Here is a 12,984-nt window from a genome sequence, read left to right as displayed (position 1 = left end):
AATGTGACTAAATGAACGCAATCGAATTCGACAAAGTCACGCTGACCTATGGGGGACGCCGGGTTTTATCCGACGTCTCCTTTTCTCTACCGCAAGGCGCCTTTGTCGGCCTGCTCGGCGCCAATGGCGCCGGCAAGACGACGATGCTGCGCGCCATTCTCGGCCTGATCAAACCGGCCGGCGGCGCCATTTCGGTGCTTGGCAAATCGCCGACGCGCGGCAACGCCGACATCGGCTATATGCCGCAGGCGCGGCGCGCGCTTGGCGATGTCGGCGTCAGCGGCCTCGACTTCGTGCTGAGTGCCGCCGGCGGGCATCGCTGGGGCTGGCCCGTCGCATCGGCTGCCGAGAAGGAGGCGGCGTGGAAGGCTCTTGAAGAGGTGGGCGCCGGCGACCTTGCGCGGCGGCCGCTGGGCGAGCTTTCCGGTGGCGAGCGCCAGCGCATCCTGATCGCGCAATCGTTGATCGGCAATCCGCAACTGCTTTTGCTCGACGAGCCGCTGATCAGCCTCGATGCGGGCCATCAGCGCGCGATCATCGACCTGGTGCATCAGATCGGCGAACGGCTCGGCATTGCCGTGCTGTTCTGCTCGCACGAGATCAACCCGCTGCTGCGCGCCGTCGACCGCGTGCTCTATCTCGGCAACCGCAAGGCGGCGATCGGTTCCGTCGACGAGGTCATCAGCGGTCCGGTGCTGTCGAAACTCTACGGCACGCATATCAATGTGGTGCGGGTTGCCGGCCGCATCTTCGTCATGGCCGACGATGTCGAACTGGAGAGCGGGGCGCATGTCCACGATCTTTGACTATGAATTCATGCGCAACGCCTTCTATGCCTGCACCATCGTCGGCATCGTTTCGGGCGCGGTCGGCTATTTCCTCGTGCTTCGGGGCCAGACCTTCGCCGGTCATGCGCTCTCCCATGTCGGCTTTCCGGGCGCCACCGGCGCCGGCCTGATCGGGCTGTCGCCGTTTCTCGGCCTCACCGTGTTTACCGTCGCCGCCGGCATCGGCATCGGCCTGCTCGGCGAACGCGCGCATCGCGACGTCGCCATCGGCATCGTTTTGACGCTGTCGCTCGGCCTGGGCTTGCTGTTCCTGCATTTCTACACCGCCTTCGCCTCGCAGGCGACCAACGTGCTGTTCGGCAATGTGCTGGGCATCAGCCTGCGCACCGTTATCGTGCTTGCGGTGCTGGCGGTGGCGATCCTTGTCGCGCTTTTGCTGATCGCGCGGCCGCTGCTGTTCGCCAGCCTGCAGCCGGAACTCGCCGAAGCGCGCGGCGTGCCCCTCACTCTTGTCTCGACCCTGTTCATGGTGCTGGTCGCCGTCGCCACGTCCGAGGCGGTGCAGATCGTCGGCGTGCTGCTCGTCTTCGCGCTGATGGTGGCGCCTGCAGCCACCGCGCTCAGGCTTACCAGCGGCGTCGGAGCCGGCGTGCTGACGTCCATCGCGCTTGCCGTGATCATCGCCTGGATCAGCCTGACGCTCGCCTTCCTGACCGACTGGCCGACGAGCTTCTGGATCACGGCGCTGGGCGCGGCGGCCTATGTCGTCAGCGGCATGGTCCGGCGCCCGTCGGTCCGAGAGACTCAGAGCGCCGACGCCGGCCCCTGAGGCTTGCCCTCCGGCGGGTCGATCGGGCCGGCTGGAGTGCAAAACTGACGTGAGGGAAATACACCCAAAAAAAGTCAGGTTTACAAACCGGCTCCTGAAACGTTTCAGCCGGGAAAGACAAATTCATCCAATCGCCTAGATCGCGACCTCTGTCGCGCCAAAGGGCCGCTCCGGAGCGGCCGGAACACCCGGAAAACCGCCATTTCAAGCGCATTTTGCAGCGGCGAATGGCTTGCGCGAGGCCGGCTGGAAAGCTGGCCGGGAGGCGCCAAAGGGACCTCCCGCGGCCATTGCGGGCGGCGTTGACAGACCGCGGTGCTGCATGCGTATAGCAAGCCATGGGTCACGCCATGGCCGTGGCGGTTGAGACGGGGCTGGGGGGTTTCGTAACAACAGCATTGACGGCCCGGCGCCGGACGGGCGGCATGCACTCTCGAAGTGCGCCGCTCGCTCTTGGCTGACGCGCTGGCGACCCGGCAGCAGTCCTGGCCTGCGTTCTCTCGACCAGGCTCCGCAGAACGCCATCGTCTCAGCTTTTCGATCCGCATCGGTTCGAAGCGAACGAGGTGACGCCCTCTTAACCGATATTCGCTTCGCCAGCGTCCCCCTCCCCTGCTGGGCGAGGGGGACGCTGGCGATGAACCGCGCCGGCCGACGTGTATCGTTACCGATCAGGCACTCCTGACGACGCGATCAAGCAAGCCTGACGACGAGCCGATCAGGCGACCCTGGCGACGTCGATCAAGCAAGCTTGACTACGTCGATCAAGCAAGCTTGACGACGAAGTGCTTGGTTACCGGCTCGAGGATCTGCCAGGTGCCCTTGAAATCGGCTTCGACCACGAACGCATCGCCCGGACCGACCTCGACAGGCGTGCCGCCATCGGGCGTGATGATGATGCGGCCGGCGATCATGTGCACGAACTCATAGTCGGTGTAGGTGGCGTGATAAGTGCCGGGCGAGGCCCGCCAGGTGCCCGACAGCACCTTGCCGTCGGCGGTGGTGTGCTGCACGGCGGTCTGCATGGTCGGCCGGCCCGCGACAACGATCCAGCCCGGTAAGTCGCCGCCCTCGGCATGCTCGACAGCGCCGAATTTGAAAATGGTGGTGTTGGTCATGGGAGGCTCCGTTTGAATTGCATGGCTGCCGGTTGGATAGCCGATGCGTGTGACGGGGGCAACGCAAGGGCCGACCCCGGATGTCGGAGATTTGGCGAAGGAGGCGGGGACCTAATCTCCCCCATCGAGGGGGAGATGTCGCCGAAGGCGACAGAGGGGGTCGCCGCGCGTGGAGCGCCTGCCTTCACTTGCAGGATTGGGCCGAGTCCGGTCGAACCGACCCCCTCTGGCCTGCCGGCCATCTCCCCCTCAAGGGGGGAGATCAGCGGCGTCGCCTCCTCCAATGTTGCACTGCGTTAGATTTGTTGCATTGCGATATCGACCCATAGGGCGGAGTCTTGGTCCGACTGTGAACGGTTGCAGCGCCGTGTCCCGTTGGGCGCAAAGCTGCCGCACGTATGATCCCGGCGCGATCGTTACTCGCCGAGGCGGGGTCATGCACCAGCACGAGGTGGCAAATCGTGTCAGCATCGTTCCGGCCCGATATCGAAGGACTGCGTGCCTTGGCGGTGGCAGGCGTGATCGCCTTTCATTTCGGCTTCACCGGCCTGCCCGGCGGCTTCACCGGCGTCGACATCTTCTTCGTCATCTCGGGCTATCTGATCACAAAACACCTGCTTGCCGAAATCACCGAGACCGGGCGGCTCAACCTGTGGCGCTTCTATGCCAGGCGCGCTCGGCGGCTGTTGCCGGCGTCGCTGTTCGTCATCCTCGCCACACTGGTGGCCGGCGCCTTCATCCTGTCGCCGGAGGAACAATCGCTCTATTCCAAAGGCGCCATGTTCGCCTCGGCCTACATGATCAATCTGTGGCTGATCCGCTGGTCGTTTGATTATTTCGCCGCCGATGCGGCCAGCAACCCGTTTGTCCATTTCTGGTCGCTGTCGGTGGAGGAGCAGTTCTATGTCGCCTGGCCGGCGCTGCTTGTGCTGGCGGCATGGCTGCGCCCCGGCAAGCGCGGCGCGATCCTGGTGATCGGCATTGCCGGCCTCGTCTCGTTCGCCGTCTGCGCGTGGCTCACCACGGTCTCGCAGCCCTGGGCCTTCTATTTCTCGCCGCTACGCGCCTGGGAGTTCGCCGCCGGCGGGCTGGCCAGCATGGTGCCGCAGCAAGTCTGGCAAAACCGCCCGCGGCTCGCCACGCCGCTGGCGTGGCTCGGCCTAGCGCTGATTGCCGGCGCCTATCTTTCCTTCAGCGACGAAACGCCCTTCCCGGGTTTCCTCGCCCTGGTGCCGGTGGCCGGCACCGTGCTGTTGCTGCTGGCAGGAGCGGCGCACGCGCAGCAGGAGAGCGCTAAGAAAAGCCCGATCGAGGCACTGGCGCTGGCGCCGCTGCAATGGGTCGGCAAACTCTCCTACTCGCTCTATCTCTGGCACTGGCCGGTGATCGTGTATGCCACGATGCTGACGCCGGAACTTTCGCCGCTGCAGCGGCTCGGCTGCTTGGCGCTGACGCTGGCGCTGTCGGGGTTCACCTATCATGTCATCGAAAACCCGATCCGCCGCAATGGCTGGCTGATGGCCAGTGCGGCGCGGGCGCTGGTGCCGGCCGTCCTCCTGACCGGCACCGGCGTCGCAGCCGCCTACGCCAATGCCAGGCTTGCCGTCCACGATCTGGACCCTGAGCAGCGCAGCATTGCCGCCAGCGCCGCGCAGCCGTCCACGGCGCGCGCGGCCGGCTGTATTCTCTCCTTTGAGACGGTGACGCCGAAGGCCTGCGTGTTCGGCAACAAGGACGCCGGGCGCTCGATTGCGCTGTTCGGCGATTCGCATGCCGACCACTGGTCGACGCCGCTGATCGACGCGGCGGCCAAGAACAATTATCGCCTCGTCACCTATCTCAAATCGTCCTGCCGTGCCTCGCGGGTGACGACCTGGAACTGGCGGCTGAAGCGCGACTACACCGAATGCGACCAGTGGCGGGAGCAATCGGTCAAGGACATTATCGCGTTGCACCCGCACATGGTGGTGATCTCGGAATTCTCGATCGGCAATGTGATGAAGGAATCGCCCGAGGAACTGAAGCACGCCGATTGGAACGAGGAGTGGAAGGCCGGCCTGCGCTGGACGCTGGCGGCATTCAGCCGGGCCGGGATCAAGGTCGCGGTAATCCGGGACGTTCCCTACAATGGAAGCTATGCCGACAAATGCGTGGCGCGGGCGCTGTGGCGCGGGCAGGTGCCTGAAGTCTGCGACACGCCGAGGGACGCGGCGGCGAACGACGACATCGCCGCGGCCGAGCGCGACGTCGTGCGCAGCGTGCCCGGCGCCACCTATGTCGACCTGACCAGCCAGTTCTGCGACGCCCAAACCTGCCACGTGTTCATCAACGGCCAACTCGCCTTCCGCGACCGACACCACCTGGCGACGCCATTTGCTGAATCACTGGAGCCGGTCTTGGAGAAGGCGGTGTTTTAGGGGGCGGCGAGGTAGGGGGACCTGACGGCTGACCGCTCAGTTGATGCGAGCTATGCCACAAACACATCCTCTCGATGGTGAGCGAGGTAAGCCTGCTGCGGCGGGGTGAAGGTGCTAGTGCGCCAGACGGCGGGGGCTTCGGCAAAGCCGAAACTCTGCATCACCAATTGCTCGAAACCGAGCCGCCGCAAATCAGTCTTGTCGACGCGCTGGGATATGAGGACCTGCCCGCTATCTTCAAAACTGATGAAGCCACGGTCAAAGAGGTGGTCGGCATCAGGCGTGAGGAGCAGCCCGTTCATGCCGTCCAAGCGCTCCTGCGCGGAAGCGCATAGGCGCCAAGGCTTGATGTGGCTTGCAATCAGCAACGAGGGATTGGTGACCCCTGTGAGTCGGCACGAGCGCTCCATGGCTTCGACATTGGAACGAAATTTACCTTGGCCGCGACGAGCTTGAATGACGCTCGTCTTTACAGTGTCCTCGAGTTGGAGGTCGTCTCGGATACGGCGCTCAACGACGTCCTCTAAAATTTCATTGACGACTTCGAAAGTGAGACTGTTTGCGCCACCACGCCTCAGAGCTTCGCGGTCGAAAGCTGTACCCGCGACAATGGTGTGAAACACCTCTTGCGATACGCTCGCGAGATAGGCGTTTTGACGGCCTGATCCGGAGTTTGGGTCGATGGGCGAATATCGGGGAGGCAGAAGCGGACCCAATTCGCCAATTATGTCCGACGGGCGCACCGTCGGCAGGAGCGGCGCCCAATACACCGGGAGAAGCCAACCTTCCTCGTTCCAATTGGCTCCAGTGTTCTTGAACTCCGGTGGTTTCGGTGCTGTGAATGCAAACTCCGCTACCCGACCAATATAGCGCACGGCTTGACCGAAAAAAGACAACACGAGGTCACCAGGTGTCGCCCGACGCATATTTTTGTAGAACTCGCTGCGTGCCCCATTCTTCTGAGTTTTGGGCGACCAGAGATATTGCCCGTCGATCTCTTGGCAGGCGGTCTGACTGTGATTTACCCACCAGAATTGCGACATCGTTTTTGATTTTAATAGTTGCCGTCGGCTGGGTAAGCTCTATTCGAGACCTGTCTCGCCTACAAGCATGGAGCCGACCTTATTGCCAGGTGCGACAGGCGGCGTAACTGCATCTTTCGGCGAGACGCCAAGAAGAGCGTAGGGCGACGATAGTCGCCGCCCCCACCCCACTTGCAAATCGCCCCCCAAATGCCATCTAGATCACAGGCGCACCGCCGGTGCGCCTTAGCCACGGAGCTTTCACTTGACGCAGCGAAGCGGCAGTGCGGATTTGCCGCTGCATGGCGGGCGGGTTCCGAAATGGCTGGGCGATCGCATGACGCGGCTGGGCGCTGTGCTGTGCGAGGCGATCATCCATCACTATGGCCGCGACGAGCTGTTGCGGCGGCTGGCGCATCCGTTCTGGTTCCAGTCTTTCGGCGCCGTCATGGGCATGGACTGGCACTCCTCGGGCATCACCACCTCGGTCGTCGGCGCGCTGAAGCGCGGGCTGAACCCGATGTCGCGCGAGCTCGGCATCCATGTCTGCGGCGGGCGCGGCGCGCATTCGCGCAAGACGCCGCAGGAGCTGACCGCGATCGGCGAACGCGTCGGCATCGATGGCGCGGCACTCGCCACCGCCAGCCGCCTGGTCGCCAAAGTGGACAGTGCGGCCGTGCAGGACGGCTTCGACCTCTATCTGCACGGCTTCATCGTCACCGACGACAGCCGCTGGGTGGTGGTGCAGCAAGGCATGAACGGCGACAGCCGCCAGGCGCGGCGCTATCACTGGCTGTCGGAAGGGCTGACAAGCTTCGTCGACCAGCCGCATGCGGCGATCGAGGGCGAGCGGCAGGGCGAGATCGTCAACCTGACCGACCATCGCGCCGCGCCGTCACGTAGCGGCCAGATCGACCTGTTGAAGACCATGAGCCCGGAACGGATCCTCGACGAGCTTGCCGTGCTGGAGCCGCCGCCGAAAGCAGCGCCTGCGAAACCGGCGGCGCAGCCGATGCTGCCCAATCTGGTGATGCCGGCGCATCACGACGTGCGCGAGAGCGACATCGTCATGCACCGGCTGCACGGCAACATTTCCGCCGCCATCGAAAGCGGGCCGGCCGACTTTCCCGAGCTGCTGCTGGTGCCCGGCGTCGGCGCGCGCACGGTGCGGGCGCTGGCCATGGTGGCGGAAGTGGTGCATGGCGCGCCTTGCCGGTTCTCCGACCCGGCGCGCTTTTCGCTTGCCCATGGCGGCAAGGACCGGCATCCCTTCCCGGTGCCGCTGAAAGTCTATGACGAGACGATCGCGGTGCTGAAATCGGCCGTCGGCAAGGCCAAGCTCGGCCGCGAGGAAGAGCTTGGCGCGCTGAAGCGCCTGGATGGCGAGGCGCGCCGGCTGGAGCGCTACGTCATCGGGCCGAGCCTTAAGGAGATCGTCGCCGGCGAGTTCGACCAGTCGCATCTGCTGGGAGGGCGCAGTGTGTTCGGGTGGGAGGGGGCGGCGGAAAGCGACGACGGTTCAGACAGGGGCCGCCAGTAGCGGCCTGTCCATCATGCAGAGATAGTGCGCGGCCCATAGAAACACGTGCTCGGCTTGTTTTGATAATGCTTGCAAAGACCCATTTCTCAAGTGATGCTCTGCCAGGCGAGGCTCGGCATGAAGACATTCGCATGGACGTTGGTTTTCGTGCTGCTGGCGATTGGCGGCGCGATCGCCCAAACGACGCCTGAGCCTGCCATACTGGCATATACACCGCCGATGCACTTCGTCGTTGTACGCAACAGCACGCCAGGATGCGAGCCGACATGCCCGGAATGGATTTCGGCGGAAGGTCACATCGTGGCGGGCACGCCAGCTTTGCTGAAGGCCTTGCTGAAAAAACTCGGCCCCCGCAAATTGCCTTTGGCGTTGAATTCCCCGGGCGGCGAGACCGATGCGGCGATGGCGCTTGGCCATATGATCCGCGCCAGCGGGCTCGACACGATGGTTGGCAAGACGGAGTTCTCCGAATGCGCGCCAGACACAAAAGCCTGCGGGCCGGGCGACCTCCGCTTCGGCGTCGCCAACCCCGTCGGCGCAGTCTGTTCGTCAGCTTGTACGATGGTTCTTGCGGGCGGCGTACGGCGCCTGGCAGACAGCCGCGCCTTTGTCGGCATTCACCGGATCATGCTGCCGACCGCCAAGAAAATCCACGGCAAGAAGACCATCGTCCTCGTTCCGATACCCAAATGGTATGAACGCAAGGTCGACAGCTATTTCACCGAGATGAAAGCAGGTTCGTGGATCGTATCGGCCATGCAAAAAATACCCGACGACAGCATACGATACCTCGTGACATACGAACTTTTGGACCTGAATCTGATAACCGAAACCGGTCACGGCGACACGCGCACCTCCATCGATATCTGCAAGACCACGCCGCCGGCGGGCAACTGCCGAACGGTCAGGCAATAGGAATAGCGGGCCACGTAGGTCGTCGAAGCGCCTGTTTCTCAACAGCAACCCTTCACTTTACGCGGCACCCTTCAACAGGTCTTCCGGCCGCCCCTCGACGAGCGCAGCAATATAGCTTTCCAAGCTGGTCGTGCCGCGCTCCGGGTTTTCCGGCTCCGCCGGCTTGTCCAGCGTGGCCTCGGTCATGCGGGTGTAGGACTCGGCCGCCGCTTTGGAGAAGCCGAGTTTTTCGTAGGTTTCTGTCCAGCGCTCGCGCGGCACCGTGACCACGCGCACGTTTTTGCGCAACGCCGCACTGAAGGCTGCGGCGACATCGGCGGCTGAGTAGCGCCGAGGGCCCTCGATATAGTGCGTGCCGGTCTTGTCCGTCGGCTCCAGCAGACGTCTCGCCGCGGCCTCGCCGAGATCCTGCGGCGCCACCATCGGCAGCTCGAAATCCGCCGGGAAGAAGGAGGTGATGACGCCGTCGCGCCGCGCCGTCTCCAAGGCCTGATCCCAGTTGCTCATGTAATAGGCGGCGCGGTTGATGCTTGCCGGAATGGCCTGGGCCTTCAGCTTCTGCTCGAGGCCGTAAAGGACGGTGAGATCGCCGACACCCTCGCCGGCCTGCGCGCCATAGGTCGATTCCACCACCAGCTTTTCGAGGCCGGAGCCCTCCAGTGCCGCCGCAATGGCGCCAACCGTCTTGCGCTCCTCGGCGTCGGTGTCGGTCGATGGATCGGCCGGCGGGTTGAGCAGAAACGCCCGCTTGCCGCGCCGCAAGACTTCACGCAGCGCCTCGACATCGAGCACATCGGCAACCGCTGCCTCCGCGCCCTGTTCAACCAACCATGCGGCCTTCGACTCGTCGCGCGTCACCACCGTGACATCCTCTCCCTGCCGCAACAGCGCCATTGCCGCCGCCGAGCCGACATGGCCGGTACCTCCAAGAATGACATGCATGGTCTCGTCCTTCCCTTGCTGATTCATGCCGGATTAATGGCTGGGGCGGCGAAGGGTTCAAAAATCGGGGGACGATGCTGACAGGAGGTGACGCCGGCTTTCCTCGCAATGCACGGCGCAGGGGTCGTTCGCATCTTGCAAAATTATGGAACGAGGTGGTGCCCAGCGAGTTATATTAGCGCAACCTTGAATAGGAGGCAGCTATGAGAAAGCTCCTGCTTGCTTCGGCTATCGCTATCACTGCGGCGGCGGCGATGATCGCTCCGGCGAATGCCGGCGGGCGCGTCGTGATCGGCATCGGCAACGGCTACTATGACGATGACTACAATGACAGCTATGGCGACTATTACGATCGCTACGCTCCTCGCCCCTACTACCAGTATAATGCCTACGACAACGGCTTCAGGTACCACAGGTATCACAGGCACCATCGCCATTGCCGAATAGAGTTGGTCAAGCATTGGCGCCATCATCACAGGATCATCGAGGAAATTCGCGTTTGCGAACGGTGATCCGATAGGGTGAAACCGGTCGGCCGGCATCTGCCGGCCGGCCGCTTCCTGCGCGGCTGCCGGCCTTATCGCGGCTTCCGCATCAGCATCATCCCGTAACCCACGGCCAAAAGGTCGAGCCCGACCTTCAACAGCTTCACCACCACATCTCGTCCCTCGCCGGTGCGTTCGGCGAGCGCCTTCACCGACTGGCCTTCGAGGCAGATCTTGCGAACCACCTCCGTCACTTCCCAGTGGGCCATGGCGGCGATGGCATGGGTGTGGGCGCGGCCGGCGTTGAGCACGCGGTCGGGGATGCCGCCATTGATGCGGCCGCCGTCAATGCGCTCTTCCCACGGCATCGGCCGCAGCCCGTCACGCGAGGCGCGCTCGAAATCGTCGCGAAACCGCTGGGCGGCCTCACGCTGCTGGCGGGTCAGCGAGGTGATGCCGACCAGCGGATCGACATTGCGCACCCGCACGATGCCGCCGGTCGCGGTGTAGCCGTCATTGGAGACCTCGTAGACGCGCCGCGCCTCTTCGGTGCCGACGCTCAACCGCTTGCGGCCGAAGCGATCGTCCTTCAGCGCGAAATCATGGCCGATCTCGCGGCGGATGCGCACCTGCTCGGCTTCGCCCGCAGGCAATTTCGGCGGTTTGGCTTTCTGCGCGGTTTTTTTGCTCATCGGGGGATCCTTGTGGGATTGGGTTGTTGAGCCGGAAGGTTGGCGTTCCTTCGCGCCCCCCTCTGCCCTGCCGGGCATCTCCCCCACTTGGGGGGAGATCGGATGTCGCGTCGGCTTTCGCCAATCACCACCGCCGTTGGAAGGCAGTGCGGGCGAGCTGCCAATCTCCCCCCGCGTGGAGGTTGAGGAGTGGTCCGCGAAGCGGACGGAAAGCCAATTGCTTGGCTTCCCGAGCGACGAACGTCCGGCAGGACAGAGGGGGGCGCTGTCCCGCCGGCTTTCGATCATTGGTGGGGTCGTCCGGAGGCGAGGAACGGAGCCCAGCCGCTCACACCACCTCCGCCACAGGTCGGTGGAAACGCGTCTGATGATATTCGCAGTAGCTTTTCAGCGCCCTTGTGCGCAGGCCGCAGCACAGCATCTCGAGCCCCGGCCGACTGCCGGGAGCATCGTTGTCGGGGTCTTCCTCCAACGTCAGGTCGAGCGGCGCGCGGCAGCGGTCGAACAGGCAGTCGATGAAGCGCATGGCGGCGACATGCGGCTGACGCCCGAGCGAGGCAGGGCGCGGCGCCGGCACATTGAAGCGGTAGATTTCGCCGTCCACCACCAGCCGTCCTTCGCCCGGGATCGAGGGCGCCGGACGGGCTGGCAACAGAGGCCTGGCCGATGGCTGACGGCTCGGTTTGGCGGCCGGTTTGACCGGCGCGGCCTGCTTCGAAACTCCTACTTCCCTTACGAGCTTGCTTGGCTGCGCCGGCGGATTCCTCTTGGCGGTATTCTCGTTTGCCGCAGTCTTCCCCGTCGCATTCTTCCTCGGTCGGCCGCCGGACCTGCCGCCTCTGGGGTTGGCGAAGCCGATGGTCTTCAACGCGCTGTTGCGGTGGACGATGCCGATGATGGCATTGCGCGAGACCGGACTGCCGCGCAGCGCCGTGAAGCGGACGGCGATCCCTGTGGCCGACAGGCCATCCCTCAGCCAGACGGCGATCTCCTGCAATTCGGTGTCGGTATAGGCAGTCATGTCGGTATCCATTGATTGCGCGCGCAAAGGCCGAGCGCCGGCCCCGAGGGCCCACGGGAAAAAATCAGAGCGGATGGTCGGTGCGGTCAGCCGATACTGGCGGCCGGCAGCGAGCCGGCGAGATGCCGCAAGGCGGCTTCGGCGGCCGCTTTGGTGAGGGCGGAAACCGCCCTGCCCGTCAGCCGGTCGAACAGGATGACGGTGCCATCTTCCGTGCGGATGCAGGAAATACCCTGCCCGCCGGAGACAGCCCTTGGCGCACCGGCGGCGCCATGGGCTGAAGAGGTGGCCCGAGCCGGGAGAGGAGCGGCTCCGGCCGTTCCGGTCGATCGGGGGGACGACGGTTCGACCGGATCCGGGGCAAGAGCCCCGGTTTGCGTCCGGACCGGGGAGGAGGACAGCCCGGACGATGGGAGAAAGCTGACGATGTCTGCGGAAACGCTTGCGGTTTGTTCGATCATGCGCTAAGCGTACGATATGTACGAAACGTACGCAAGCGAAATCGTACAAATTGGACGATAAATTTCAGGCAATTTGTACGATGCAGGAACCGAGGCACAGATTGCAGCAGGCGCGGGCGGAGGCGGGTTATGCCTCGCCGAGCGACGCGGCGCGAGCATTGCGCGACATCAACAAGAACACGCTGATCAGTCACGAGAATGGTAACCGGCCGCTGTCGCGCAAGGCGGCGGAGAAATACGGCCGCCTGTTCGGCGTCGATCCCGGCTGGCTCTTGTTCAACGGTGACGGCGGCAGCCTTGCGGGGGGCCATTTCGGCTTTGACGAGTCGGGCCGGCAGATCCCGATGCCGTCGCTGGCCACCGTCGATGTGCCCATCGTCTCGTGGATCAGCGCCGGCGAACTCGGCAGCCAGGATACGGTGGCCAATCTCAGCGACTATCCGACCATCCCCACCACCGATCTGGAGCAGGGCCAATGGATTGCGCTGCGCGTCGACGGCCCGTCGATGAACAAGATCTCGCCACCGGATTCGATCATCTTCGTCAACCTCAGGGACAAGCGGCTGGTGACCAATGGCTGCTACGTCATTTCGGACGAATCCGGCCAGGCCACCTACAAGCGCTATCGCCCCAACGAGAACCCGCCCTTCCAGCCGGCCTCCTACATGGACATCCCGCCGCCGGCGCTCGAAGGCGCCATCACCATCATCGGCCGGGTGAAGCGCTCGATGATCGATATGTGAGGGAGAAGGCG

At 64.1% G+C, this 12,984-nt stretch carries 13 protein-coding genes; 7 read left to right on the top strand and 6 right to left on the bottom strand.

What is annotated here, in order from left to right:
* Positions 1-11: 11 nt before the first annotated feature.
* Both NKK50_RS25935 and NKK50_RS25930 read left to right on the top strand, forming a co-directional pair.
* Entirely contained in the window at positions 12-806 is a 795-nt protein-coding gene (locus NKK50_RS25935; protein WP_023685455.1) for a metal ABC transporter ATP-binding protein, read from the top strand.
* On the top strand, positions 790-1,617 hold the full coding sequence (locus NKK50_RS25930) for a metal ABC transporter permease (RefSeq protein WP_023685454.1): 828 nt from the start codon (positions 790-792) through the stop codon (positions 1,615-1,617). The genes NKK50_RS25935 and NKK50_RS25930 overlap by 17 nt, the downstream gene beginning before the upstream one ends.
* Before the next feature lie 764 nt (positions 1,618-2,381).
* Here the strand turns inward: NKK50_RS25930 and NKK50_RS25925 are convergent.
* Positions 2,382-2,735: a cupin domain-containing protein gene (locus NKK50_RS25925; RefSeq protein ID WP_023688994.1), complete on the bottom strand. Its 354-nt coding sequence runs from the start codon at positions 2,733-2,735 to the stop codon at positions 2,382-2,384.
* Positions 2,736-3,196: 461 nt separating this feature from the next.
* Between NKK50_RS25925 and NKK50_RS25920 the strand changes: the two genes are divergently transcribed.
* Entirely contained in the window at positions 3,197-5,152 is a 1,956-nt protein-coding gene (locus NKK50_RS25920; RefSeq protein WP_023712494.1) for an acyltransferase family protein, read from the top strand.
* A 50-nt stretch (positions 5,153-5,202) separates the two neighbouring features.
* Here NKK50_RS25920 and NKK50_RS25915 read toward each other — a convergent pair whose 3' ends face one another.
* Positions 5,203-6,195 (bottom strand): HNH endonuclease, encoded by a 993-nt coding sequence (locus NKK50_RS25915; RefSeq protein ID WP_023702917.1) that lies wholly within the window; start codon positions 6,193-6,195, stop codon positions 5,203-5,205.
* Positions 6,196-6,439: 244 nt separating this feature from the next.
* Here NKK50_RS25915 and NKK50_RS25910 point away from each other — a divergent pair, with 244 nt between their 5' ends.
* Complete coding sequence (locus NKK50_RS25910) at positions 6,440-7,714, top strand: DUF763 domain-containing protein (protein ID WP_352544047.1); 1,275 nt, start codon at positions 6,440-6,442, stop codon at positions 7,712-7,714.
* 147 nt (positions 7,715-7,861) lie between these two features.
* Positions 7,862-8,629 (top strand): COG3904 family protein, encoded by a 768-nt coding sequence (locus NKK50_RS25905; RefSeq protein ID WP_156933462.1) that lies wholly within the window; start codon positions 7,862-7,864, stop codon positions 8,627-8,629.
* 57 nt (positions 8,630-8,686) lie between these two features.
* On the opposite strand, the gene NKK50_RS25900 is transcribed toward NKK50_RS25905, so the two are convergent.
* Positions 8,687-9,571: an NmrA family NAD(P)-binding protein gene (locus tag NKK50_RS25900; RefSeq protein ID WP_352544046.1), complete on the bottom strand. Its 885-nt coding sequence runs from the start codon at positions 9,569-9,571 to the stop codon at positions 8,687-8,689.
* Between the two features lie 203 nt (positions 9,572-9,774).
* Here NKK50_RS25900 and NKK50_RS25895 point away from each other — a divergent pair, with 203 nt between their 5' ends.
* Positions 9,775-10,083 (top strand): hypothetical protein, encoded by a 309-nt coding sequence (locus NKK50_RS25895; RefSeq protein WP_352544045.1) that lies wholly within the window; start codon positions 9,775-9,777, stop codon positions 10,081-10,083.
* 65 nt (positions 10,084-10,148) lie between these two features.
* Here NKK50_RS25895 and NKK50_RS25890 read toward each other — a convergent pair whose 3' ends face one another.
* The 3 genes from NKK50_RS25890 to NKK50_RS25880 form a co-directional block, all read right to left on the bottom strand.
* Complete coding sequence (locus NKK50_RS25890; protein WP_352544044.1) at positions 10,149-10,748, bottom strand: DUF6456 domain-containing protein; 600 nt, start codon at positions 10,746-10,748, stop codon at positions 10,149-10,151.
* 328 nt (positions 10,749-11,076) lie between these two features.
* Positions 11,077-11,769, bottom strand: a complete 693-nt coding sequence (locus tag NKK50_RS25885; RefSeq protein WP_023693856.1) for a GcrA cell cycle regulator — start codon at positions 11,767-11,769, stop codon at positions 11,077-11,079.
* Positions 11,770-11,855: 86 nt separating this feature from the next.
* A complete protein-coding gene (locus NKK50_RS25880) occupies positions 11,856-12,230 on the bottom strand; it encodes a hypothetical protein (protein ID WP_352544043.1) in 375 nt (124 codons plus the stop codon).
* A gap of 80 nt (positions 12,231-12,310) precedes the next feature.
* Here NKK50_RS25880 and NKK50_RS25875 point away from each other — a divergent pair, with 80 nt between their 5' ends.
* Positions 12,311-12,973 (top strand): LexA family transcriptional regulator, encoded by a 663-nt coding sequence (locus NKK50_RS25875; RefSeq protein WP_023834723.1) that lies wholly within the window; start codon positions 12,311-12,313, stop codon positions 12,971-12,973.
* The last annotated feature ends 11 nt before the right edge of the window (positions 12,974-12,984 follow it).

The organism is Mesorhizobium sp. M0001, from assembly GCF_040324255.1.
Classification (GTDB): domain Bacteria; phylum Pseudomonadota; class Alphaproteobacteria; order Rhizobiales; family Rhizobiaceae; genus Mesorhizobium.
The sequence above is the reverse complement of the archived record's forward strand: the minus strand, read 5'-3'. Positions and strand labels throughout refer to the sequence as shown.